Raw genomic sequence first — 22,253 nt, 5'->3', positions numbered from 1 at the left:
TAATTCAACCATTTCCTCCCGGCAGGGGCCGTCTTCCGCATCATGCGCCAGGCGGCCCCGTTCGGAGCATCGGAGGACTCATGAAGAGGATCCTGACGAGCGTCAGGGACGGCCGCGGTTTCGACATCGTGCTGGTCGCATTTCCCCTTGGCTTTCTGTTTCTGATGGCGGGGCTGCCGCTCATCTACAATGTCGTGATGAGCTTCCAGGAGGTCGACATGTTCAGCCTCGGCACCTTCTCGCGTCCCTTTGTCGGCTTCAAGAATTACACCGACCTCTTCGCGCAGCCCGAAACACTGCCGATCCTCTACAACACCATCATCTTCGTCACCGGCTCCATCGCCGGCCAGTTCCTGATCGGTTTCGGCCTGGCACTGTTCTTCTGGGTCAATTTTCCCGGCGCCTCGTGGATGCGCGGCCTGTTCCTCGTCTCGTGGATCATGCCCGGTCTCGTCGTCGGCGCCATCTGGAACTGGATTCTTTCGGGCGATTTCGGCGTGCTGAATTTCATTCTGAAGGAAAGCGGCATCATCTCCGCCAACATTTTCTGGCGCTCGGACCCGCATTATTCGCTCTATGCCGTCATCATCGCCAATATCTGGCTCGGCACCTCGTTCAATATGATCCTGCTGTCCGTCGGTCTCGCCGGCATTCCGGCAGATCTCTACGAGGCGGCCGAACTCGACGGCGCCAATGTCTGGCAGCGTTTCTGGACGATCACGCTGCCTATGATGCGCTCGACCATCGGCGCCATTGTCTCGCTCGGCCTGATCTTCACCCTGCAGCAGTTCGACCTTTTTGCCGCGATCACCTCGGGCGGGCCGAACAATTCGTCGAACGTCACGCAATACTGGGCCTGGGATCTCTCCTTCCGGCAATATGACTTCGCCAAGGGCGCGACGATCTCCGTCATCATGATCGTCTTCGTCATGTTCGCGTCCGTCGTCTATGTCCGGTCCACACGCCACGAGGTGCGCGGATGAATACGACCAACCGCGACCGCCTGATGCTCGCAATATCGATCGTGATGGCGGCGATCTATCTCTTCCCGCTCTACTGGATGTACATCACGGCGCTGAAAAGCGGCTCGGAGATGTTCGCGACGCCGCCGAGCTTCTGGCCGGCAGCACCCCAATGGAGTACCTATTCCTATGTCTGGGAAAGCCGCGACATGGGCCGCTATCTCTGGAATTCGCTGGTCATCGCTCTCGGCTCCATGGCGCTCATCGCTCTGCTCGGCGTCGGCTGCGCCTATGTGCTCGCCAGATACCGCAATGTCTGGGTCGATGTGGGCCTGTTCCTGATCCTGATGCTGCAGGTTCTGCCTGCCTCGCTGATGATCACGCCGATCTTCGTCGGTTTCTCGCAGATCGGCATGCTTTCTTATCCGCGCCTTGCCGTCATCATCGCGATTGCGGCAAAGAGCATGCCCTTCTTCGTCGTCCTGGTGCGCGCCACTTTCATGAGCGTTCCCCAGGAACTGGAGGAGGCGGCTCTCGTCGACGGCAATTCGCGCGTCGGCGCCTTCTTCAACATCGTGCTGCCGCTTGCCCGCAACGGCATCCTTGTCAGCGCCATCCTGATCTTCATGCAGGCCTTCGGCGAATTCGTCTATTCGAAGTCGATGATCCAGGCGGCCGAGCTTCAGCCGGCAAGTGTCGGCCTCAACTCCTTCATGGGGCCGAACACCAACGAGTGGAACAACATCATGGCCTACGCCACGATGTACGTGACGCCGATCCTTGCCATCTTCGTTCTCTTGCAGCGCCGCATCGTATCCGGCCTCACCTCTGGAGCCCTCAAATGACCACGCAGATCGAGCTCAGAGGCGTCAACAAATATTACGGCGCCTTCCATGCCCTGAAAAACATCGACCTGTCGATCGACAAGGGCACCTTCGTCGCACTTGTCGGCCCCTCGGGCTGCGGCAAGTCCACGCTGCTGCGCTCGCTTGCCGGACTCGAAAGCATTTCGACCGGCGATCTCAGGATTGCCGGCGAGCTGATGAACGGCGTGCCGCCGCGCAAGCGCGATGTCGCCATGGTCTTCCAGTCCTATGCGCTTTATCCCCACATGACGGTCGAGGAGAACCTGACCTACAGCCTGCGCATCCGCGGCACCGCCAAAGCCGAAGCTAAAAAGGCGGCCGAGGACGTGGCGGCAACGACAGGTCTTTCGCATCTCCTGAAGCGCTATCCGCGCGAGCTTTCCGGCGGCCAGCGCCAGCGCGTCGCCATGAGCCGCGCCATCATCCGCCATCCCAAGGCCTTCCTGTTCGACGAGCCGCTCTCCAACCTCGACGCGGCGTTGCGCGTTCACATGCGCAAGGAAATCCGGGCGCTGCACGACCGGCTGAACGCGACCTTCGTTTACGTCACGCACGACCAGGTCGAAGCGATGACGATGGCAGACCATGTGGTGGTGATGCGCGACGGTATCATCGAACAGCAGGGCGCGCCGCTTGATCTCTACGACCGGCCGGCAAACCGTTTCGTCGCGGGCTTCATCGGTTCGCCAGCGATGAATTTCATTCCCGCGATCGTCGCTGAAGACGGCAAGAGCCTGATCCTGGATTTCGGCGCGGTGAAGCAGAAACTTGCGATAGCACGTGCCGTCGAGCCGGGACGGAAGCTCGTTGCCGGTATCCGGCCGGAGCATATCGAGGTCGTGGCACCCGGCCACGGCAGCTTCGACGTGCCGATCGCCTTCGTCGAATCGACCGGCTCGTCGACCTTCATCGTCGCGGCGACCCAGCCAGAACTGACGATCGTCGAGACGCGGCGCGACAGGGTCAAGATCGGAGACATAATCGGCCTTTCGGTCGATCCGGCCCAGGTCCATCTCTTTGACGCATCGACCGAGCGGCTGATATGATATCCCGTGGGCGAGGGGTGCGGCCAGCTTCATAAAACCATCATCGGCCTCTGCGAAGGGAGTGGTTCCGCACGATTCACTCCCGTCACATTTGCCGCATCCGGATTTTCAACATGACATCCTCCCCGATATCAGCGCGTCTTTCCCCCAATGCTTCGGCCCGCCTCGTCGTGCTTGCCGAAACGGCGCTGAAGGCGGGGGACACCGCCCGGGCCTCGCTGCGGCGGCGAACGTCTCAGGAAATGCTCGCCAAGGCGCCGCGTGACTATCAGACCGAGATCGATGTCGCCGTCGAGCGGATCATCGTCGAGGAGGTGAGCAGAGCCTTTCCTGACTATGCCATCCAGGGCGAGGAAGCCGTCGGCAACCGTACGGCCGGGCCGGAGACGCCGGTCATCTACATCGACCCGATCGACGGCACCACCAACTATGCCTGGGGCCTCCCGCATTTCGGCATGACGATTGCGATCGCCGAAGGCGGCAGGCTCGTCGCCGGCGTCGTTTATGACGCCATGCAGGACGAGCTCTTCAGCGCGGAGATCGGCGGCGGCGCCTATCTCAACGGCGAGCGCATCCGCTGCGCCGATGTCGCCGACATCGAAAACGTACTGATCGGCGCCGGGTTGCCGATCCCCGGCCAGGTCAAGGCGGTCTCGGAAGAGACCTATTTCGACGCGATCAAGCGCCTGATGGCCAATACGGCAGGCGTGCGCCGCCTCGGCTCGGCGGCCCTGTCGATCGCCTATGTGGCCTGCGGCCGGCTGGACGGCTTCTTCGAGGACGGGCTCTCGATCCATGATTTCGGAGCTTCGGCGCTGATGGTCGAAGAGGCCGGCGGCATCGTCACCCGTTTTTCCGGTGCGGGAGTCGACGGACGCGGCGATATTCTTGCGGCCAGCAAGGCAGTCCATCCTTGGCTCAGGGAAGGTTTCTCGAATAAGGCGTAATTGGCTTAGACCGGCAGCAGCCGTCCGGCCTCGGCATCGCTCGTTGCCGGCAGCGACTGATGGACGAGCGCGTTGTCGCGGAAGACGAAAAAGCTGGAGAAATTCGGCTCAACTTTCGTTCCGGCCTGGATCCGCACATCGGGCGGCACCATCGCCTTCAGGCGAGTGCCATCGGCAAGATCGACATCGACCATCTTGTGGGTGCCGAAATCGGTCGTGCGATGGACTGTCGCGGCATCCGCCCGATCGGAAGGACGGATCGTCAGAGCCTCGGGACGGGCGGCAAGCGTTACCCGCCCATCCTCGACGGGAACGGCAAGCGGAAAGAGCGCATGCTCGCAGACGCCGTTTCTGGTGCGGCTCTCGACGAAATTCATCGAGCCGATGAAGCCTGCGACGAAGGCCGTCCGCGGCTGCCGGTAGATGGTGCTCGGCGGCGCGATCTGTTCGGTGCGCCCGTCGCGCATGACGACGATGCGGTCGGCAAGCGCCAGGGCCTCGTCCTGGCCGTGGGTGACGAAGAGTGTGGTGATGCCGAGGCGTTGCTGGATATCGCGCACCTCCTCCCGCAGCCGTTCGCGCAAGTGTTGATCGAGGCTGGCAAAGGGCTCGTCGAGCAACAGGATCTTCGGCTCGAGCACCAGCGAGCGGGCAAGCGCGACACGCTGCTGCTGTCCGCCCGACAGCTGCGTCGTCATCCGACGCCCGTAGTCAGCGAGGCCGACCAGCGCTAAGGCACTCTCCACGCGCTCACGGATTTCGGATTTCGACAGCCGGCGAAGTTTCAGCCCGAAGGCGATGTTGTTGAAGACGTCCATATGCGTCCAGAGCGCGTGGCTCTGAAACACCATGCCGGTCGGGCGCCTCTCGGGCGGCAGGTTCGTCATATCCTTCGCATCGATGCGGATCGTGCCGCCGCTCGGGCGTTCGAAACCGCCGATCATCCTGAGAAGCGTCGACTTGCCGGAACCGGACGGGCCGAGCAGGCATACGAGCTCGCCGTCGCCGACTTCGAGCGAGAAGTCGCGAACGGCAAAGCTGGTCCCGAACAGCTTCGAAACGCCCTCGATCGCCAGATGTGCCATTCTCAAATCCTTCCCTGAATCGATGCGTGGCGTGTCACGCGCCAAAGCCTCTTGCAAAGGCACCGGTGCCGACCACGCGGCGCGCAAACATCAGCGCAATGAAAGACGGCACCCAGAGCATGACGGAGAGCACGGCGCCGTACTGCACGACGATCTGATTGTTGATAAAGCTGATCATCAGCACCGGCATGGTGCGGATCTCAGGGGCGCCGATCAGCCAGGCGCCTTCGGTCTCGTAGAAAGTGCCGACGAACGTCAGAAGCAGAGCTGCTGATATCGTCGGTGCGGCCTGCGGCAGCGTGATCGACCAGAAGACGCGCAGCGGCGCAGCACCCGCATCACGCGCCGCTTCTTCCATGCGCCGATCGACATTCTGGAAGGCAGCGACCGGGATCCAGATCATCAGCATCAGCGTGCCGACCAGCTGAATCAGCACGACGCCCCAGAAGGTGCTAATCAGCCCGAGCTGCAGAAAGATGCCGGCAATGGCGACCAGCAGGCCGAATTTCGGAAAGGCATGCGATGCAAGGAACGACAGGAACAGGATGTTCCTGCCGGGGAAGCGCATGCGCGCGAAGGCGTAAGCCGCGGGAAGGCAGATGATTGCGGAAAGAAAGGTCACCGTCGCCGTCAGCCGCAGGCTGAGGAAGAGAGCGTCCCAGACATCGCCCCGCGCCAGCGTCTGGCCCCAGAATCGCAGACCAAACTGCTGCGGGATCAGCGAGGGATAACGCCAGACCTCGGTGAAGGCCCATGTTCCCACAACGATGAGCGGCAGCGCGATGAACAGCGTCAACAGGCATGCGAAGAGCATGCCTATCCAATCGAAGCGGAGGGCGGTGACGGATCTGCTCACGCTCATGGCCTGGCCTCGCGGTTGCGGGCGATCGACCTGATATAGAAGATGCCGAAGACCAGGCAGAATCCGAAGGTGATGACGGCCTGTGTCATGGCGTTCAACGGGTCATTCATATCGGCGAAAGTGCGCTGCATGAACGGTCCCATCATTTCAGGCGATGCAGGACCGAGCACATAGGGAAGGGTGAAGGCGGAGAAGATGCCGAGCACGGCGAAGGACGCGGTGACCAGCAGCGAGTTTCCCATGCGCGGCAGAATGATCGAGACGAAGACCCGAAGCGGCCTTGCGCCGACATCGCGGGCGGCCTCGATGGCGCTGTTCGAAACGGAGGAGAGCCCGGCTGTCAGCATCAGCACCGTGAGCGGAAGATTGTCCCAGACGAGACCGATGACCGGCCCCCAGGGCGTCAGATAGGGCGTGCGCAGTTTGGGCATGCCGATTGAATTCAGCAGCAGATCGACGGTGCCGTTCGGCCCGATTGTCCTGATCAGCGCATAGGCGAGGATGATCGACGGCACGAACATCGGGAAGATCGCCAGCCCCTGCACGTAAGCCGCCAGGCGCCCCTGTGAGAAACGGAGGTAAAGCGCAATCGGAAGACCGATCGCGAGAAGCAGGATGCCGCAGACGGCGGTGGTCCAGAGCGTCACCCACAGATTGCTGAGGCTGTACCCGTCGGTGAAGAAGAAGCGGTAGGAGGCAAGCGAAAATTCGGTCGCTCCGTCAGGCCCGCGAACGAAGATCGTGCCGACGACCGCCGAAAAGATCGGAAAGATGATCAGCCATGCGAGCAGGAAGACCGGCAGGGCGACAAGGAGGAGCCCGATTGAGCTCCCCCTGTTGATGGACCGATGACGGCGCAAAACCGCCGGCGCAGTGTCAGTGGACATCAGGTACGGCTGATGCCGGGAGCGACGCTACGGTACCAGCCGTCATTGATCGCCTTTTCCCAATCGCCGCCCGGGAAGGTCGGGATGGTCGACGGAATGACGTCGGCATATTTCTTGCGCAGATCCTCGGAAATGTGATCCCAGGAGACGGCGGGGAAGCCGCCGATCTGGGTAATGATCGCTTCCTGCATTTCTTTCGTCAGCATGAAGGCGGCGAGCTTCAGCGCCGCATCCCTGTTGGCGCCGTTCGAGAACACCGTGATGCTGGAGAAACCGCCGCAAAGGGCGAGATCGGTAAGCTGCACCAGGCCGGTGGTCTCAGGCAATACGCCCTGCGCGATCGCCTGCAGCACCTGATCCGACCAGACCGGCACCATGGTAACGACGCCCTGAGCGAGCAGCTGGATCGACTGAGTGTTGCCGGAGGTATAGGCGCCCTTGTCGTAGAGCGAGGGAGCGAGATCGGTGAGGATCTTCCAGGCCGGCGTCAGCGCCTCGGTGCCGAAGTCGGCAGCGTAATTGTCGATCTTGAACTTCTTCGGATCGCGGCCGTTGGCCTCATGGATCGCGCGGCGGACGAAGTTGCCGCCCGAGCCGCCTTTGTCCGGGCGGTTGTAGATGAACTGGCCCGGATTGGCCTTGATCCATGTGGTGAGCTGTTCCCAGCTCTTCGGCGCATCCTTCGGATCGAGCTTGGTCTTGTCATAGGCGACCAGGACCTGCGAACCGCGATAGGGAAGGGAGTAGGAGGTATCGAGGGCAAGCGGATTGATATGGTCGTAGCCTTCGATGTTCTCGGCCGAGAATTTGACCCAGAGGCCGGCGTCGATGCCGCCGGACGGCAGGCGCGGATCGAACTGCTCGAACAGGTCGGCCTGCGGATCGGTCTTCGTCTTCAGTGCCGCAAGCGCGCGGTCGGCGATGGCGCGAAGGCCGTTATTGTCGCCGGCATCCGTCACCTTCAGGGCAACACCGGGAAGGGCCTTTTCGAAGGCCGGTCGGATAATGTTGTTCCAGAGGTCGATGATGTTGGCATCAGAACCGCTATAGAGGTCGATCGTGCCGGCAGCGGCCGATGCGAAACGCGGAAGCGCCAGAAGACCGGCCGCAGCCGACGAAGTGATCAGAAATTCACGCCTGTTCATAACCCATCTCCATCAGGTGTCGAGGCTCCGCCTCTGCGGATTGTCGAAGGCTTTGCTAGCCCCGGCGCGTAACATCGACATGACAGAAACGGGGCCGTCGAAGGGAAATTGCACAGCTGTGCTAATTTCCGCCGTATGGAAATCGGCGGCAGGAGACACTATCTCTCGGGAAACAAGGAGATATCAAATGAGCGAAGAACGTGCAGTGCTCGCCGGCGGTTGCTTCTGGGGCATGCAGGACCTCATCCGCCGATATAACGGCGTGATTTCGACCCGCGTCGGCTATACCGGCGGCGATGTGCCGAACGCCACGTACCGCAACCACGGAACCCACGCCGAGGCGATCGAGATCATCTTCGATCCATCAAGGATCAGCTATCGCGACATCCTTGAATTCTTCTTCCAGATCCACGACCCGACCACGCGCAACCGCCAGGGCAACGATGTCGGCATGAGCTATCGCTCGGCGATCTTCTACGTCAGCCCCGAACAGGAGCGTGTCGCGAGGGATACGATCGCTGACGTCGACGCCTCGGGCCTATGGCCCGGCAAGGTCGTCACCGAAGTCGTACCGGCCAGCGATTTCTGGGAAGCCGAACCCGAGCACCAGGACTATCTCGAGCGCATCCCGAACGGCTACACATGCCACTTCGTCCGGCCCAACTGGAAACTACCGGCCCGCCAGAAGATCGCCTGACGCTGTTCATGCATGCCGGTTTCAAGGGCCGGCATGCATGATGTCACCAACCGCTTTTTGGAGCGGCTTTGAACGGATCTCGGCACTTTCAAGGGGCGGTGTGCCTCGCGATCGCGCGCACCATCTCATCGATATCGCGATCGTGAATTTCATGTCCTCCGCCGGCAATCCGGTGCAGTTCGGCGTTCGCAACGACACGAGTGAAGGCCTCTCCATGCTCGATAGGGAATAGCGGATCGGATGTGCCGTGGATTGCGAGAACCGGTACCTCCAATCGCGACGCATGGAGCTTGGCGCCCTCATCCCCGCCCAACAGCATGAAGTGGTTTGTCGCGCTGACAAAGGACGGCGCGCGTTCCATGTCACGCGCGATCAGGGCCTTCGACGCCTCGGCATCGTGAGCATGCCTCGTGCCGGCAAGCATGGCTGAGTCGCGCCGCAGGAAATCGGCAATGGCTTCAAGGTCGGACCAGTCGATCGTTTCCGCAGCCGCGGAGTGTTCCTTATAGGCTGCGGTGGAGGAGGGCAGGCCGCCGACCCCGACCGGCGACGAGCTAATCAGGGTGAGGGTCCGCACACGCCCGGTATGGCGCAATGCGGCCTCCTGCACGACGAAACCGCCCATCGACATGCCCACCAGATGCGCGGCTTCAATCCGGTAGCCATCGAGAATAGCGATGGCATCGTCAGACAGATCGCGGAACGAATAGCCGGGTTTGGCTGGTGGATAGTGCGTGGAAAGGCCGGTGTCCCGCTGGTCGTAGCGGATGACGTAACGCCCCTGGGCGGCCAGTCCCTCGCAGAATCTTTCCGGCCACCACAGCATCGAAGACATCACCCCCATGATCAGCAGGACGGGCGGCTGGGCCGGATTGCCGAAGGCCTGGGTTTGCAATTCTGCATCCTTGCGTTCGACAATCTTTTCAGTGATGAGAAGCGATTTTAGAGGTTCCATGACCGCGCCATCCGATTGCAATTTGAAACTGGTTCTATCTTGCATAACTGATCCTGATATGCAATCTGTTTTCGAGGAAATCGAAACCGTCAGGTTGAGGGAGAGCGAGTGATGGCGTTGGATCGTGCCGACTTTTACGACGCAGAACTGGCGCGGCATAATCAGCACCTTCGGGTTGCCGCGAATGTCGGTGCGGATGATCGGGTGCTCGACATCGGCTGCGGCGCGGGGCAAACGACACGTGAGGCCGCCCGCGCTGCGGCTGAGGGAGAAGCGGTCGGCGTGGATACCTCCGGGGAGATGCTCGAGATCGCGAGGCGACGGAGCGCCGCGGAAGGGTTGCGGAATGCGGTGTTCGAACAGGGCGACGCACAATCCCACGCGTTTCCGACGGCCCGTTTCGATCTCTGCATCAGCCGGTTCGGCGTGATGTTCTTTGCCGACCCGGCGGCGGCCTTTGCCAATATCGGCCGGGCGCTACGTCCGGACGCACGCCTTGCATGGATGGTGTGGCAAAGCGCGGAGCGTAACCAGTGGTCCGGCGCCATCCGGCAAGCCCTGGCGCCTGCAACTGCGGTTTCCGCAGGCGCTCCCAATCCGTTTTCGCTTGGCGATCCTGCCGTTGCGACCGGCCTTCTGCGCGCCGGCGGCTTTACCGCGATCGACTTTATCGACGTGCGAGAGCCGGTCTTCTACGGAGCGGACGTCGATGCGGCATTGGAGGCGCTCAGCAGCCTTTATCTTGTGACGGACGCGCTCGCGCAGACGAATGAACCGCCCGACAATCCGCGCCAGCGGCTGCGCGATTTGCTCGAGGCGCACGCGACCCCGGAAGGCGTATTTTTCGACTCCCACGCGTGGATCATCACCGCCCGCCGAGCCGTCGCGTAGCCCGCAGATTGATCGCCGGCGAAAATCCGCCGATGCGCGTCAGTGAAGAAATAGCCCCCGGGAAAGATCTTGCCGAAGCCGGCGCGCTGAAGCATCTTGGTGCCGTTCATGGCTCTGCGTCGCCAGCACCATGAACCGGCTATCTGCGGCATGCCCTGAAGCACGATATCCAGGGATGCCGCAGAATCTTCGGGGTGGGGAAATGAAAACGGGTGAGGAAGAGGACGCCTCGCGGCGACCGATCGCGAGCCGGTCGTCGTCCTGGGCGATCGGCATGAGCGCATGGCTGGCGCGCATCGGCGTGACGCCGAACAGCATTTCGCTTTTCTCGATCCTTTTTGCCGCCATCGGCGCGGCGCTCATCCTGGTCACGATGCATCCGATCGCCATGGTCTTCGCCGCGATATCAGTACAGCTGCGGCTGGTCTGCAATCTGCTTGACGGGATGGTCGCGATCGAAGGCGGCAAGAAAACCAAGAGCGGGCCGATCTACAACGAATTCCCCGACCGCATCGCCGACAGCCTGCTTCTCGTCGCGGCCGGCTATGCCTGCAGCTTTGCCTGGCTCGGCTGGCTCTCGGCGCTGCTTGCCGCGCTCACCGCCTATATCAGGGTCTTCGGCGGGTCGGTCGGCCTTCCCCAGGACTTCAGCGGCATCATGGCAAAGCAGCGCCGTATGGCGGTGCTGACGGCGGGCCTTGTCGCCCAGAGCATCGAGACCTTGGTCTCGCCCAGCCACTGGTCGCTGCTCATCGCCTCCATCATCATCGCGGCCGGAAGCCTCGTCACCTGCATCACGCGCACGATAAGCCTCAACCGCTCCCTGGAGAGCCTATGATTGCCATCATCCGTCGTCTTCTCGTGCTGTTCGTCCGTATCATGGTCGGCGCCCGAAGCGAGTGGCGGGGCTGCGTGCCCGACACGCGCCGCCGCATCTATTTCGCCAATCACAACAGCCATGTCGATACCGTCGCCGTCATGGCCGCCCTGCCATGGCCGGTCCGCCGGATGACCCATCCTGTCGCGGCGCGCGATTATTGGGGAACGAGCCCGTTACGCCGCTTCATCGCCGAGAAAGGCCTGCGCGCCGTCCTGATAGACCGCAAGCCTCTGCCGGACAGCAATCCGCTGGAACCGCTCGAGCGGCTGCTCGAAGAGGGTCGTTCGATCCTGATCTTTCCCGAGGGGACGAGAAGCGCCAACGATGAGGTCGCCCCGTTCCGCAGCGGCATCTATCGCCTCGCCTGCCGTTTCCCCGATGTTGATCTCGTGCCGATCCATCTCGACAATCTTCAGCGCATCCTGCCCAAGGGAAGCTGGCTGATTGTCCCGATCACCTGCACGGCACGCTTCGGCAAGCCGCTGCGCGTCGAACCAGGCGAAGGAAAGGACGCATTCCTGGCCCGCGCCCGTGCAGCGGTTATCGAGCTTGCGGACGGAGTGCGCATCGCATGACCAGCCTTTTCTCCATCGTACTTGCCGCAATCCTCGGCCTGCTTGCGGTCGCCTCTGCCATCGGTTTCACCCTGCAACGGCGCGCGACCGAGCCCGGCTCCGTCGCCACCGTCCACAACCTCAATGCCCGCATCCGCTCATGGTGGATCATGGTCGCCGTCTTCGGCGGCGCGATCCTGCTCGGCGATACCGCGGTGGTCATCCTGTTCGGATTCCTGTCCTTCATGGCGCTTCGCGAATTCTGGACGCTGACGCCGTCGCGGCGCGGCGATCACCTGGCGCTGTTCCTGTCCTTCTTCGTCGTCCTGCCGGTGCAATATGTGCTGCTCGGAACGCTATGGTACGGCCTGTTTTCGATCTTTATTCCGGTCTATGCCTTCCTGATCCTGCCGGCGGTGGCGACCCTGACGGGTGACGTCAACGAATTCCTGGCGCGAACCGCCAAGGTGCAATGGGGATTGATGCTGACGGTCTATTCGATCAGCCACGCACCGGCCCTCATGATGCTGCAGACCGGCACGCCGTCCGCGCTTCTTCTCATCTATCTCGTCATCGTCGTGCAGCTCAGCGACGTTTTCCAGTATGTCTGGGGCAAGCTCATGGGAAGGCACCGCTTCTCGCCGAACATCAGCCCGTCGAAGACGCTCGAAGGCCTGATCGGCGGCGGCGCATCGGCCATCCTTGTCGGAACGCTGCTCTATCGCCTGACGCCGTTTTCGCCCTTGCAGGCGGCAGCCATCAGCACGGTCATCGTCGTTGCTGGCTTCTTCGGCGGCTTCGTGCTCTCGGCGATCAAACGCGATCTCAACGCCAAGGACTGGGGCTACGTGATCGAGGGCCATGGCGGCGTGCTCGACCGCCTGGATTCCATCACCTTCGCAGCGCCGCTGTTCTTCCACATCGTCCGCTACTGGTACACCACCTGAGACAGCCTCGACATTGCCCTTTCGTTCAAAACCGGTCGATGTCCTCGAGGCTCTCGAACAGCTGCCGCTGAATGTCACGTTCCTGCCTGCCGATCGCCGTCATCAACTTGCCCATGGTGCCGCGCAAACCATGAAGCTGGTCCACCAGATCCATGACGACATCGACGCCGGCTTCGTTGACGCCCATATTGCCCATGAGATCCAGAATCAGCCGGGCCCGGGCGACGTCGACGTCGCGAAACTGCCGCGCTCCGCTCGAGGTCTCCGGGATCAGCCAACCCTGCTCGACCCAGAAATCGAGCTGGACAACATCGATTTTCAAGTAAAGACGGAATTCGAGATCATCCATGATCAGGCCTCCATGTTCTTTCTCGGATCGTAGGGATTTGCCGCCGCCCATTCCTCGACGAGGGATTTCAGCCGTTCATCGGGGCTGTCGGGCAGCACGATCTTCAGCGAAACGTAAACATCGCCATGGCCGCCGCCACGTTTGGCAACACCCTTGCCCTTGAGGCGCAGGACCTTGCCGGTGTTGGAGTGCGGCGGCAGCGTCAGATTGACAGGCCCGGAAGGCGTGGGCGCGCGAACCTTGCCGCCGAGGACGGCCTCCGAAAGCGAAATCGGCAATTCCAGGCGAATGTCGTCGCCGTCACGGGTGAAGAAGCGGTGCGGACGAACACGGATGTCGATGAGGGCATCGCCTGCCGGCCCGCCTCCGATACCTTGCTCACCCTTGCCGCGCAGCCGCAGGGTCTGGCCGTCACGGGTTCCCGGCGGGATCTGCACCTCGAGCGCGGGGCCGTCGGGGAGCTTGATCTCAGTCCTGGTGCCGTTGACGGCGTCGAGAAAGGCGACGTCCATGGAGAAATGCCGGTCCTGACCATGACTGCGGGACCGTCCGCCGCCGGCGCGGCGCGAAAAGAAACTCGCAAAGAGATCATCGGCGTCGCCAAAATCGGCGAAACCGGCACTGTTGTGGTAGGGATCTTCGGGACCACTGGCCGAGGCATAGTCGCGGTAATAGCTGCGTTGCGCCCGCTCGGCGCCGGTCATGTCGATCTCGCCGCGATCGAAACGGCCGCGCTTTTCCTCGTCGCCCAAAATCTCGTAAGCGGTCGAAATCTCCTTGAACTTTTCCTCGGCCTTTTTGTCGCCGGGGTTAAGGTCGGGGTGAAGCTTCTTGGCGAGTTTGCGGAACGCGCTTTGAATGTCCTTCTGTGTCGCATCCCGTTTTACGCCCAGAAGCTCATAGGGATCCTGGCTCATGCATATCTCCGGTCAGGGCAGCAGATGCTGCCGGTTGGCTTGCCGAAGATATAGGTTCGCGGGCCGCCGCCGGGGAGGGGAGGGTTAGAACAGCGTCGCGTCTTCCTCGACCTGACCGGGACGCCGATCGATGAGAACCGAGCATCCGGCGTGACGCACGACCTTTTCGACGATCGAGGAGAAGACATAATCGGTGATGTCGGCCACATGGGATGAAAGCAGGATGAGATCGGCCGACTTTTCCCTGGCGGCCGATACCAGCAGGGAGGCGGCAACGCCGACGCGGATCTCGACCGTCGCCGGAATCGCGAGTTCCTTGCAGAGCGACACGAGTTTCTTCTCGGCCTCGGCGATGGCAGCCGTTTCGAATTCTTCGGGAAGGTCCGTCAGATGGCGGCGCGGAATGTTCTCGACGACATGCATGACGACGATGCTGCCGCCTTCGTCCACCAGCGCCGCAGCCCGGCGCAAGAGCCGGTTCGCCGTCTCGCGGGAACCCATGCCGATGGCGCAGATGATCGTCCGATACATGCAATCAATACCTTCGAATAGGAATGGCTTCGCAGATCATACCGCTATCGGCTGCGCCTGCTTTGACCGATATCAAGCAGAAACTTTGCAACATCGCAACGGCGACGCGCGGCAAGCCAGCAGTGGGCGCCTTCCCGAAGCGGCGCCTGAAGCGGCTGTTTTCCTCAGGTTTGCCAAGGCTGTGACGATTGCGTGAAACCGCACCAACACCGCTGACAAAACCTCATCGCCTCTGCTATGTCAGGAAAAATGCGGCAACCCCAACCTGCGCCGCACTCTGTCTAAGCAATCCCAGGAGTTTGAAAGATGAGCGGTTCTCCCGAGTACGCACCCCCGAAGGTCTGGACCTGGAACAAGGCGAACGGCGGCCAGTTCGCCAGCATCAATCGCCCGATCGCAGGGCCGACCCATGAGAAGGAGCTTCCGATCGGCCGGCATCCACTGCAGCTCTATTCGCTCGGCACACCGAACGGCCAGAAGGTCACGATCATGCTCGAGGAACTGCTGGCCCTTGGCCATAGCGGTGCGGAATACGACGCCTGGCTGATCCGGATCGGCGATGGCGATCAGTTCGGAAGCGATTTCGTCAAGATCAATCCCAATTCGAAGATCCCGGCGCTGATGGACCGCAGCGGCGAAAAGCCGATCCGCGTCTTCGAATCCGGCGCCATCCTCACCTATCTCGCCGAAAAGTTCGGCGCCTTCCTGCCAACCGAGCCGGGCGAACGCGCCGAATGCCTCTCCTGGCTGTTCTGGCAGATGGGAAGCGCACCCTATCTCGGCGGCGGCTTCGGCCATTTCTACGCCTATGCGCCTGTCAAGATCGAATATGCGATCGACCGCTTCGCCATGGAAGTGAAGCGTCAGCTCGACGTACTCGATCGTCGCCTCGCCGAAAGCGAATATCTGGCAGGCAGCCACTATACGATCGCCGATATTGCCGTCTGGCCGTGGTATGGCGGCCTTGTGAAGGGCTGGACCTACGGTGCGGCCGAATTCCTGCAGGTCGAGGACTACAAGAACGTGCTGCGCTGGGCCGACGCCATCCATAGCAGGCCGGCCGTGCAGCGCGGCCGGATGGTCAACCGCCTCTCCGGCGATCCCTCGAGCCAGTTGCACGAACGTCACGACGCCAGCGACTTCGACACCAGAACGCAGGACAAGCTCGCGGCGGCCGAGTAAGCAATTTCGGCGATCATGCCGAAGGCCGGCACCGGCCTTCGGCACCAAGCCGATCCGCGGTGTGGGCGCCTATCGGCGCACGAGCCATCTCTTGGCGACCCGGCAAGCCATCGTATAGGCTGGGTCGAAGACGTTGCCGACATCGTAGCGCACGACCTGACCCAGGAGATGGCTGGCCGCAGTCCTGTCGAGGCCGTAATCGGCTGCCAGCCAATTCAACATTTCACTGGTGGCATGCTGGAGTGCCTGATCGAGGGGCCGGGCATTGCCGATGGTGAAAATGTCTTCGGCGGTTTGGCCGCGCGGCCAGACCAGCCCGGCCTTCTTTTCCACCGTCAGCCGCACCGTGACTTCGAACGTCGTTTCGACGCCGGTTCCGACGATCTCGCCATCCCCCTGCACGGCATGACAGTCGCCAAGGAAGAAAAGGGCGCCGGGTACAGATACCGGAAACCGGACCGTGGTCCCCGGACCGAACAGCCGGTAATCCATGTTACCGCCATATTCGCCGCTGGTCGCGGTCGATATCGCCTGGCCGAGGCTGGGGGCTACGCCGAAACAGCCGATCATCGGGGCGAGAGGCAGGACGAAATCTTCAAGGCTGCCGACCGGCTCGGAAAGCCGGACGGTCATTGCCTCGCGGTCGATCTTCCAGATGGCCATATCGCGCGGCGGCAGCTCGCGAACCATCTCGGGATCGACGACATTGGCGGCGACCACGCTGCGGGTAAAGCCTGTCTCCCTGGTCGGGATCATGCTGATGATCTCGACCTTCAGAGCATCGCCGGGCTCCGCGCCCTCCACGAATATCGGGCCGTTCATCGGGTTGGGACCGGATGCCTGCCTTATGCCGTCCTTGTCATATCCGATAGCATCGAGCGTCTCAGTGACGACGGTATCGCCGTCGGCGATATGCAGGGCCGGTGGAAGAGAACCAATGACGTTGTGAAAGCTCGTCGGAATGAAGCGATGAGTGGTCATGATACAGCTCTCCCTCGTTTCGAATCTGGTAGGCCTGCCGCTGAACGGCGCGGCGGAAAGCTGAAGATAGATCAGAGATCACTTGGAATGCCAATGTCCGCGGCACCACCAGGGCGCCGGGAACCGTCCGGGACCGGACGCAAACATGCGTCATCCGCGCCGGGCGGCTCGACATGAGGCATAGCAGGCCGCGATTAGGACTCGTCGTGCTGGGCGCGCAGATCGGCGACGACGCGGCGGTTCTGCACTTTGCACGAGCGCTCCGTGCAGTCGCGGACTTCCCGGTCGTTGCCGTAACCCCGGGCCCACATGCGGCGGGCATCCACACCCTTCGAAGCGAGATAGGCCATCGCCGCATCGGCGCGCTGTTGCGACAATGTTTTCATCTTGGATTCCGAACCGGAATCGTCGGCAAATCCCTGCAGCTTGATCAGCCAGGTGGGGTTCCTGTTGAGCCAGGCGGCCTGATTGTCCAATGTTGCCATGGCGACGGAATCGAGCTTGGCGGAATCTTGCGTAAAGTAGATCCGCCGGCCGACATTGAGGATAAAATCCTCTTCGCTGCCGGTCTTGACGTTCTCGAAACCAGGCGCGGGATCGTTGGTCTGGCCGGTCATCGGCGCCGCGGGAGGTTCTTCCACGGAAGCGATATCGGTCGTGCTGCAGGCGGTGAGCACCAAAAGCATGGCCGCAGCAAGGAGGCGGCTCTTATATACGGTCGAAGCAGACATCAGGGCATGTTCCTCATTCGACCGCGGTTACTTCGGTGGCTGGAGGCGCCTGGTCGGCAATATGCGGCAGGACCTGAACGGCGGTGCCGATCGGGCAACGCTGGTAGAGATCGATGGCATCCTCGTTGAACATGCGGATGCAGCCGCTGGAAGCATCCTTGCCGATGCTCCAGGGTTCCAGCGTGCCGTGAAAGCGATAGCCGGTGTCGACGCCGTCGCGATGCAGATACATGGCGCGGGGCCCCAGCGGATTCTTCGGCGAGCCTCCGTCCACGAATTCAGGCAGTTCGGGATGGCGCTTGCGCATTTCCGGCGGCGGCGTCCAGCGCGGCCAAAGCGATTTAGCGTCGATCGTGGCGCGGCCGAACCATTTGAAGCCTTCCTTGCCGACGCCGACGCCGTAACGGATGGCCGTCTTGTTCTCCATGATCAGATAGAGAAAATGGTGCCTGGTATCGACAACGACAGTGCCGATCGGCTCTGTGCTGAAATATTTGACCACCTGGCGATGCCACTGCTTGTCAATTTTGGCGAAGTTCGTCGCTCGAAACGTCACACCGTTGTCGACAGCGGTGCCGGCAAAATAGGAAGACGCCTGAGCGAATGCCGGTTTCTGGAGAGCGCCGGCGCCAAGTAACGCCAAACCGCCAAACAAAATATCCCTGCGGGTCCACTCCATCGGCAATATCCCCCCAAAGCCAAGCAGCGAAATGGCAGTAAATCAGATTTTTCAATTGCCACAACTGAAAACTCCCGGGCGCCGACGCTTTTGCGGAACCAACAGCTGAGGAGCATCTCCCTGATCACGCTGCACACATTCGCGCGGCCATATTCTTATGGCTTCAAATCAACGGCTTGGTGTGTTTCACGGAGTTCGGCCAAGGTCTTGCCGACGCAAGTGCCGCCGCCCTTACCGCCGACAGCCTTCGCCTGGCCATCGAGGGTGATCGTTCCGGCAATCCGATCGGATGCTACATAGGTCGCCACACCGTCCTTAGAGACGCGCGACAGGTAAAAAGCGTGATAGGTTTCCATGTATTTGCACTGGATGACCAGGGGAAACTGCTTGAATGGATCGTCTTGCGCCTGGACGATGGAGAAGGGAAAGACCGTGAGGGATAACAGGCTTGCAACGACTGTTCCGGTCAGTCCGTTTGATTTTCGGCGGGATGCGTGCGCCATTGCTCAATCCTTCTTCTTAAATCAATCTTGCGAAATCCGCTGCCGCTAGCCCGTCAGCACGATGAGTGCATCGCGGTCGAGAAGGCGGACAATGCGTTGCAGTTTGCCGTTCAGGCGTAGGATGCGTTTTTCGCGGAGCTTGGTGAAACAGCGGGCGACGGTTTCGACCGTCAGCCCGAGATAATCGGCAATATCGCTGCGCGACATCATCATATCGAACTCGCAATCCCCCGGATGACGATCGGCCATTTCGCAGACGAAGGCAGCGACCCGCTTCAGCGCGCTTTGCTCGGTCATGACGAGCTGCTTGTGCTGCGCCTTTGCAAGGTTCGTCAGGGCAATGTGAAGAAGATCGACGGGAACGGCGGTGTTCTGATTGGCGCGAAAGGGCCTGATGCGGGTTTCGCAGACAGCCTCTGCGAAATCGGTGCGAATGTTGCCCGTTTCCAGCCCGAACCATTCGCCCGTGCCGCAGAAGGACAGAATATATCGCTGTCCGCTTGGTGTCAGGCGGTAGACCCGGACCGCGCCCGCTTCGACCTGATAGATCGCAAAGGCGTATTCGCCTTCGCTATAGATTGGCTCGTCAGCCTTGAGTCTGATCGAGTGATCCTTGACCGCTCCCGCGGGCGCGCCGTAGCGGCGGCCGGGAATCGCGGTGTGATTAACGATCGCGTGGTCTTGAAGCATCGGCGTCGCCCCCATCCGCATCAGCATAAGCAAACGCCATCCGCCCCGGTATTCGAGATACCCCTTACGTATTGTTACGGAAGCCCGGAGCCATCGGCAGGTGTATAAGGCTATGCCGCTGTTGAGTGCGATACGAAGGTATCGCAGGAGGTCTTGATGGCATCGGAAGAGGAAGGGGTCCGCCACACACCTCAAGACCCAGCGGCCGTGCGCGAGCAGCTCGACCGGATACTCGCCAGTCCGGAATTTCATGCCCCCGAGCGCGGGCGGCGTTTCCTGCAATACATCGTAGAAGAGATGCTGGAAGGACGCGGCGAACAACTCAAGGCCTATACGATTGCACAGGCGGTTTTGGGACGCGAGGCCTCCTTCGATGCGCAGAATGATCCGGTTGTTCGCATCGAGGCAGGGCGTATCCGTCGCGCGCTCGAACGATATTACCTCGTCTCGGGAGGCAGTGACGCAATCCGGATCACGATCCCCAAAGGGGGCTATTCCCCCCACTTTTCCAGCAACGAAGACCGCCCGAATGCAGGCGAAGCGACCAGTTCGCTGAACCGCGCAAACAAGCAACGCAGCCGTCAGCGACCGATCGCCTATCGCGATTTCCTGCTGCCAATCGGCCTGCCTGCGCTATTCGGCGCGATTGCCGTACTGGCTATCATCCGCCCCCTCGAAGCTTATCTTTCTCCGCCAAAGGCGTCGCCGGGCTCCGCCGCGTCCACGCTCGAGAGCAAGACCAGGATTATCATTGAACCCTTCGCGGTCCTCGGCGGCACCGCCCAAGGGATGGATTTGGCGAAGGGATTGGCTGACCAACTGATTGCGAAGTTCATGAAAGTGGAAAATCTCGTCGTACTTGCGCCGGGCCGCTCCAACACCGAAACGATCGGCCCGCTGTTCAGCCTGCAGGGAAGCATACTTGTCGAGAGCACGGTCCTTCACCTGCACATCCGCCTGATAGACGGCGCCGACGGCGTGGTTATATGGGCAAATCAATATGATCGGGACATGGGCGGTCAGACCGTTCTCGATATCGAGGATGAGATCGCCACGCGAATTGCCATGGAGATTTCCAGCAGCCGCAAGCTGAACGCCGCGGCTTCCGATCCATGACGGACTTATCTTGCCGAGACGGGGCCGATGATCAGTCCTGAAGCGCGCAGCCCATTCAGAAACCGCTCCTGATCTTCCGGTCGTTGAAGGCGCAGCGCGATCTCCTCGCGGATATTCGCCAGCAATTCCGGGGCATGGACGTCGAGCCAACGCTTTTCCAGTTCGGCTTCCTTCATCTTTCCGGCCGCACCCAGAATGGATAGCAACATAAGATGATGCGTGGGGTTCGACTCGAGATCGGATCTTCGCGCCCACTGCTCCGCCTGTTCGACATCGCCCTTCATGAATGCGCAGAGCGCCATGCCGGCTTCGTAGTATCCTGTGGGGCCGATACTCCTGTTGAGAGCGATGGACAGGAGTTCGCAGCCCGATTGCCATTTCCCCGACATTGCCAGCCGAAGGCCATATTCACCGGCAACTTCCACATCCCAGGGATTGGCGGCATAGGCTGCGGTGCCGGCCTGCAGCGCCCTGTCGATATCTCCCTTGAAAAAGCCGACCATCATCAGGGCCTGCAGCACCCGGGGATTGCTCGGCGCCAGCGATACAGCCCTCTCCACCGCGGCAGTCGCCAGTTCGAGAGATTGGCCTGAAGAAGGAGCACCGAGCTTGTAGCGAAACCTCACCTCGTCGAGATAGACCATGGACAACAGTGCCCAGGAGACGGCGTTAGCGGGAGAATGCAGGGTCGCCTGCTGCAGGCATTCGCGCACCGCGCTGTGGCCCTGCACGGTCATCGTCTGGCGGTAGCTGAAATAAGCGAGCGTACAGGCATGGGCACTCTGCTCACCTGTCTGTGCCGGCCGGGCGATCTTACCCGTCTCGGCTTGAAAGATAACGCCGTCAGCCTGCGCAATCACGTTGGAGATCTGCCGGGCGATACCGCTTTGGATCGTCAGCTTGTTCTCGGCCTGAAGGTCGGCATCGAAATTGCTGGCCCAGATGACGGCGCCATCCGCTTGACGCACCAGCCTGGCAGCCGTGCGCAATCTGCTTTTGTCGAGCTGCACATTGCCCTGGAGCGAGTAGTCGGCGCCGGCGGCACTCTCGCCGCGCAGCGGATCGGCAACCACGACGATATTGTCGAACTGGGCAAGCTGACCGATGATATCGTCTCTCATACCATGAGCTATATCCGAACCTGTCTCGGCGAAGCCGTTCTCCGCGAAGAATTCGACAACCACCTTCGGCTTCGCGGCCGCAGGCGGCGTTGCCCCGGTCGGCGCGTCCCGCAGAGCAGTCAATGCAAATGCAACGGCGAATAGGAGAAGGGCAAGAGCACCGAACAGGATGATTCTGAGGCTGAGAACGGCAGGAAGCACTGGAGGACGCTTCTCCTGGCCACCCTGGTCTTCGGGTTCTGCGATCTGCGATTTCTCCGGATTCGCGTCGGGTAGCCGCGGGAGTGGCGCCTCCTGGGCATATTCGAAATGCGGTACATATCCGCCTTTGGGAACGGTGATGATCACCTCGTCCGCCTGGCCCGCGACCAGATAATAACGCTCGAGCGCCTTTCTTATCCGGCCAGCCTCGATGCGGACGACAGGATCGTTCTGCGGGTCGAATGAAGCCTCCCGGCCGAAAACCACATTGGCTATCGTAAAGGCCTTCAGGAAGTCCGACCGGCCGGCGAGCGTCTCCGTGACGACGAACTCAAGGAAGTTCCGTCCGCGCCTGGGTGCGTGAAACTCTTCACTTCCGAGAATTCGCTCGACCTGTCGGCAGATTTCATCAGCAGTCGGCCCAAGGCCGCTGAAAGCATGCATTTCTGCGCTTCTCATGATCGCCCCTACGACAAGATCACGCAATTTAAGCTTCTTCTAATGGATAATATCGCACCTCGCAACGGT

At 61.3% G+C, this 22,253-nt stretch carries 25 protein-coding genes; 11 read left to right on the top strand and 14 right to left on the bottom strand.

Annotation, left to right across the window (positions count from 1 at the left end):
• Nucleotides 1-80 precede the first annotated feature (80 nt).
• From NE852_RS27255 to NE852_RS27240, 4 genes are all read left to right on the top strand, one after another.
• Complete coding sequence (locus NE852_RS27255; protein WP_008529826.1) at nt 81-983, top strand: carbohydrate ABC transporter permease; 903 nt, start codon at nt 81-83, stop codon at nt 981-983.
• Nucleotides 980-1,807 (top strand): carbohydrate ABC transporter permease, encoded by an 828-nt coding sequence (locus NE852_RS27250; protein WP_008529825.1) that lies wholly within the window; start codon nt 980-982, stop codon nt 1,805-1,807. Before NE852_RS27255 ends, NE852_RS27250 begins: the two co-directional genes overlap by 4 nt.
• Nucleotides 1,804-2,874, top strand: coding sequence for an ABC transporter ATP-binding protein (locus NE852_RS27245; protein WP_008529824.1), 1,071 nt, complete (start codon nt 1,804-1,806; stop codon nt 2,872-2,874). The genes NE852_RS27250 and NE852_RS27245 overlap by 4 nt, the downstream gene beginning before the upstream one ends.
• Before the next feature lie 113 nt (nt 2,875-2,987).
• The gene (locus NE852_RS27240) at nt 2,988-3,821 is read left to right on the top strand and encodes an inositol monophosphatase family protein (RefSeq protein WP_008529823.1); all 834 of its coding nucleotides are present in this window, start codon (nt 2,988-2,990) and stop codon (nt 3,819-3,821) included.
• Nucleotides 3,822-3,826: 5 nt separating this feature from the next.
• Here the strand turns inward: NE852_RS27240 and NE852_RS27235 are convergent, their stop codons facing one another.
• Genes NE852_RS27235 through NE852_RS27220 form a run of 4 tightly spaced genes read right to left on the bottom strand, consistent with a single transcriptional unit; the run spans nt 3,827 to nt 7,800 of the window.
• The gene (locus NE852_RS27235; RefSeq protein ID WP_258156866.1) at nt 3,827-4,906 is read right to left on the bottom strand and encodes an ABC transporter ATP-binding protein; all 1,080 of its coding nucleotides are present in this window, start codon (nt 4,904-4,906) and stop codon (nt 3,827-3,829) included.
• Nucleotides 4,907-4,940: 34 nt separating this feature from the next.
• The gene (locus NE852_RS27230; protein WP_008536751.1) at nt 4,941-5,768 is read right to left on the bottom strand and encodes an ABC transporter permease; all 828 of its coding nucleotides are present in this window, start codon (nt 5,766-5,768) and stop codon (nt 4,941-4,943) included.
• The gene (locus NE852_RS27225; protein ID WP_258156865.1) at nt 5,765-6,655 is read right to left on the bottom strand and encodes an ABC transporter permease; all 891 of its coding nucleotides are present in this window, start codon (nt 6,653-6,655) and stop codon (nt 5,765-5,767) included. Before NE852_RS27225 ends, NE852_RS27230 begins: the two co-directional genes overlap by 4 nt.
• Nucleotides 6,655-7,800, bottom strand: coding sequence for an extracellular solute-binding protein (locus NE852_RS27220; protein ID WP_258156864.1), 1,146 nt, complete (start codon nt 7,798-7,800; stop codon nt 6,655-6,657). The genes NE852_RS27225 and NE852_RS27220 overlap by 1 nt, the downstream gene beginning before the upstream one ends.
• Nucleotides 7,801-7,987: 187 nt before the next feature.
• On the opposite strand from NE852_RS27220, the gene msrA reads away from it, so the two are divergent.
• A complete protein-coding gene (gene msrA, locus NE852_RS27215; RefSeq protein WP_008529814.1) occupies nt 7,988-8,497 on the top strand; it encodes a peptide-methionine (S)-S-oxide reductase MsrA in 510 nt (169 codons plus the stop codon).
• An 88-nt stretch (nt 8,498-8,585) separates the two neighbouring features.
• Here the strand turns inward: msrA and NE852_RS27210 are convergent, their stop codons facing one another.
• Entirely contained in the window at nt 8,586-9,452 is an 867-nt protein-coding gene (locus tag NE852_RS27210) for an alpha/beta fold hydrolase (RefSeq protein ID WP_008529813.1), read from the bottom strand.
• 111 nt (nt 9,453-9,563) lie between these two features.
• Between NE852_RS27210 and NE852_RS27205 the strand changes: the two genes are divergently transcribed.
• The 4 genes from NE852_RS27205 to NE852_RS27190 all read left to right on the top strand — a co-directional run bounded on the left by NE852_RS27205 (nt 9,564) and on the right by NE852_RS27190 (nt 12,724).
• Nucleotides 9,564-10,343, top strand: a complete 780-nt coding sequence (locus NE852_RS27205; protein ID WP_008529812.1) for a class I SAM-dependent methyltransferase — start codon at nt 9,564-9,566, stop codon at nt 10,341-10,343.
• A 175-nt stretch (nt 10,344-10,518) separates the two neighbouring features.
• Nucleotides 10,519-11,181 carry a CDP-alcohol phosphatidyltransferase family protein gene (locus NE852_RS27200; protein WP_052034562.1) on the top strand — a complete coding sequence of 221 codons (663 nt, stop codon included), beginning with the start codon at nt 10,519-10,521 and terminating at the stop codon, nt 11,179-11,181.
• Nucleotides 11,178-11,798: a 1-acyl-sn-glycerol-3-phosphate acyltransferase gene (locus NE852_RS27195; RefSeq protein WP_008529810.1), complete on the top strand. Its 621-nt coding sequence runs from the start codon at nt 11,178-11,180 to the stop codon at nt 11,796-11,798. Before NE852_RS27200 ends, NE852_RS27195 begins: the two co-directional genes overlap by 4 nt.
• Nucleotides 11,795-12,724 (top strand): phosphatidate cytidylyltransferase, encoded by a 930-nt coding sequence (locus NE852_RS27190; protein WP_008529809.1) that lies wholly within the window; start codon nt 11,795-11,797, stop codon nt 12,722-12,724. Before NE852_RS27195 ends, NE852_RS27190 begins: the two co-directional genes overlap by 4 nt.
• Before the next feature lie 25 nt (nt 12,725-12,749).
• On the opposite strand, the gene NE852_RS27185 is transcribed toward NE852_RS27190, so the two are convergent.
• The 3 genes from NE852_RS27185 to NE852_RS27175 form a co-directional block, all read right to left on the bottom strand.
• Entirely contained in the window at nt 12,750-13,073 is a 324-nt protein-coding gene (locus NE852_RS27185) for a chaperone modulator CbpM (protein ID WP_008529808.1), read from the bottom strand.
• A 2-nt stretch (nt 13,074-13,075) separates the two neighbouring features.
• Nucleotides 13,076-13,990: a DnaJ C-terminal domain-containing protein gene (locus NE852_RS27180; RefSeq protein WP_008529807.1), complete on the bottom strand. Its 915-nt coding sequence runs from the start codon at nt 13,988-13,990 to the stop codon at nt 13,076-13,078.
• Between the two features lie 84 nt (nt 13,991-14,074).
• On the bottom strand, nt 14,075-14,521 hold the full coding sequence (locus NE852_RS27175; RefSeq protein ID WP_008529805.1) for a universal stress protein: 447 nt from the start codon (nt 14,519-14,521) through the stop codon (nt 14,075-14,077).
• Between the two features lie 306 nt (nt 14,522-14,827).
• On the opposite strand from NE852_RS27175, the gene yghU reads away from it, so the two are divergent.
• Complete coding sequence (gene yghU, locus NE852_RS27170; RefSeq protein ID WP_258156863.1) at nt 14,828-15,703, top strand: glutathione-dependent disulfide-bond oxidoreductase; 876 nt, start codon at nt 14,828-14,830, stop codon at nt 15,701-15,703.
• 69 nt (nt 15,704-15,772) lie between these two features.
• Here yghU and NE852_RS27165 read toward each other — a convergent pair whose 3' ends face one another.
• The 5 genes from NE852_RS27165 to NE852_RS27145 form a co-directional block, all read right to left on the bottom strand.
• Complete coding sequence (locus tag NE852_RS27165; RefSeq protein ID WP_258156862.1) at nt 15,773-16,684, bottom strand: acetamidase/formamidase family protein; 912 nt, start codon at nt 16,682-16,684, stop codon at nt 15,773-15,775.
• Nucleotides 16,685-16,878: 194 nt separating this feature from the next.
• Nucleotides 16,879-17,415 carry an OmpA family protein gene (locus NE852_RS27160; protein ID WP_008529801.1) on the bottom strand — a complete coding sequence of 179 codons (537 nt, stop codon included), beginning with the start codon at nt 17,413-17,415 and terminating at the stop codon, nt 16,879-16,881.
• A gap of 13 nt (nt 17,416-17,428) precedes the next feature.
• Nucleotides 17,429-18,094 (bottom strand): L,D-transpeptidase, encoded by a 666-nt coding sequence (locus NE852_RS27155; protein ID WP_008529800.1) that lies wholly within the window; start codon nt 18,092-18,094, stop codon nt 17,429-17,431.
• A 155-nt stretch (nt 18,095-18,249) separates the two neighbouring features.
• Entirely contained in the window at nt 18,250-18,597 is a 348-nt protein-coding gene (locus tag NE852_RS27150) for a hypothetical protein (RefSeq protein ID WP_008529799.1), read from the bottom strand.
• Nucleotides 18,598-18,642: 45 nt separating this feature from the next.
• A complete protein-coding gene (locus tag NE852_RS27145) occupies nt 18,643-19,287 on the bottom strand; it encodes a helix-turn-helix domain-containing protein (RefSeq protein ID WP_205621959.1) in 645 nt (214 codons plus the stop codon).
• Between the two features lie 156 nt (nt 19,288-19,443).
• Here NE852_RS27145 and NE852_RS27140 point away from each other — a divergent pair, with 156 nt between their 5' ends.
• On the top strand, nt 19,444-20,403 hold the full coding sequence (locus NE852_RS27140; RefSeq protein WP_008529795.1) for a membrane protein: 960 nt from the start codon (nt 19,444-19,446) through the stop codon (nt 20,401-20,403).
• Between the two features lie 5 nt (nt 20,404-20,408).
• On the opposite strand, the gene NE852_RS27135 is transcribed toward NE852_RS27140, so the two are convergent.
• Nucleotides 20,409-22,184 carry a membrane protein gene (locus NE852_RS27135; RefSeq protein ID WP_037172450.1) on the bottom strand — a complete coding sequence of 592 codons (1,776 nt, stop codon included), beginning with the start codon at nt 22,182-22,184 and terminating at the stop codon, nt 20,409-20,411.
• Nucleotides 22,185-22,253: the final 69 nt, after the last annotated feature.

It is taken from the genome of Rhizobium sp. Pop5 (assembly GCF_024721175.1).
In the GTDB taxonomy this organism is placed as follows: Bacteria; Pseudomonadota; Alphaproteobacteria; order Rhizobiales; family Rhizobiaceae; genus Rhizobium.
Note: the sequence above shows the minus strand (reverse complement) of the source record. Positions and strands in the feature narration are given on the sequence as shown.

Bases quoted from the DNA above. Each gene is read 5' to 3' on its own strand.
- NE852_RS27255 (WP_008529826.1), top strand. From the start codon at position 81: ATGAAGAGGATCCTGACGAGCGTCAGGGACGGCCGCGGTTTCGACATC.
- NE852_RS27250 (WP_008529825.1), top strand. From the start codon at position 980: ATGAATACGACCAACCGCGACCGCCTGATGCTCGCAATATCGATCGTG.
- NE852_RS27245 (WP_008529824.1), top strand. From the start codon at position 1,804: ATGACCACGCAGATCGAGCTCAGAGGCGTCAACAAATATTACGGCGCC.
- NE852_RS27240 (WP_008529823.1), top strand. From the start codon at position 2,988: ATGACATCCTCCCCGATATCAGCGCGTCTTTCCCCCAATGCTTCGGCC.
- NE852_RS27235 (WP_258156866.1), bottom strand. From the start codon at position 4,906: ATGGCACATCTGGCGATCGAGGGCGTTTCGAAGCTGTTCGGGACCAGC.
- NE852_RS27230 (WP_008536751.1), bottom strand. From the start codon at position 5,768: ATGAGCGTGAGCAGATCCGTCACCGCCCTCCGCTTCGATTGGATAGGC.
- NE852_RS27225 (WP_258156865.1), bottom strand. From the start codon at position 6,655: ATGTCCACTGACACTGCGCCGGCGGTTTTGCGCCGTCATCGGTCCATC.
- NE852_RS27220 (WP_258156864.1), bottom strand. From the start codon at position 7,800: ATGAACAGGCGTGAATTTCTGATCACTTCGTCGGCTGCGGCCGGTCTT.
- msrA (WP_008529814.1), top strand. From the start codon at position 7,988: ATGAGCGAAGAACGTGCAGTGCTCGCCGGCGGTTGCTTCTGGGGCATG.
- NE852_RS27210 (WP_008529813.1), bottom strand. From the start codon at position 9,452: ATGGAACCTCTAAAATCGCTTCTCATCACTGAAAAGATTGTCGAACGC.
- NE852_RS27205 (WP_008529812.1), top strand. From the start codon at position 9,564: ATGGCGTTGGATCGTGCCGACTTTTACGACGCAGAACTGGCGCGGCAT.
- NE852_RS27200 (WP_052034562.1), top strand. From the start codon at position 10,519: ATGCCGCAGAATCTTCGGGGTGGGGAAATGAAAACGGGTGAGGAAGAG.
- NE852_RS27195 (WP_008529810.1), top strand. From the start codon at position 11,178: ATGATTGCCATCATCCGTCGTCTTCTCGTGCTGTTCGTCCGTATCATG.
- NE852_RS27190 (WP_008529809.1), top strand. From the start codon at position 11,795: ATGACCAGCCTTTTCTCCATCGTACTTGCCGCAATCCTCGGCCTGCTT.
- NE852_RS27185 (WP_008529808.1), bottom strand. From the start codon at position 13,073: ATGGATGATCTCGAATTCCGTCTTTACTTGAAAATCGATGTTGTCCAG.
- NE852_RS27180 (WP_008529807.1), bottom strand. From the start codon at position 13,990: ATGAGCCAGGATCCCTATGAGCTTCTGGGCGTAAAACGGGATGCGACA.
- NE852_RS27175 (WP_008529805.1), bottom strand. From the start codon at position 14,521: ATGTATCGGACGATCATCTGCGCCATCGGCATGGGTTCCCGCGAGACG.
- yghU (WP_258156863.1), top strand. From the start codon at position 14,828: ATGAGCGGTTCTCCCGAGTACGCACCCCCGAAGGTCTGGACCTGGAAC.
- NE852_RS27165 (WP_258156862.1), bottom strand. From the start codon at position 16,684: ATGACCACTCATCGCTTCATTCCGACGAGCTTTCACAACGTCATTGGT.
- NE852_RS27160 (WP_008529801.1), bottom strand. From the start codon at position 17,415: ATGTCTGCTTCGACCGTATATAAGAGCCGCCTCCTTGCTGCGGCCATG.
- NE852_RS27155 (WP_008529800.1), bottom strand. From the start codon at position 18,094: ATGGAGTGGACCCGCAGGGATATTTTGTTTGGCGGTTTGGCGTTACTT.
- NE852_RS27150 (WP_008529799.1), bottom strand. From the start codon at position 18,597: ATGGCGCACGCATCCCGCCGAAAATCAAACGGACTGACCGGAACAGTC.
- NE852_RS27145 (WP_205621959.1), bottom strand. From the start codon at position 19,287: ATGCTTCAAGACCACGCGATCGTTAATCACACCGCGATTCCCGGCCGC.
- NE852_RS27140 (WP_008529795.1), top strand. From the start codon at position 19,444: ATGGCATCGGAAGAGGAAGGGGTCCGCCACACACCTCAAGACCCAGCG.
- NE852_RS27135 (WP_037172450.1), bottom strand. From the start codon at position 22,184: ATGAGAAGCGCAGAAATGCATGCTTTCAGCGGCCTTGGGCCGACTGCT.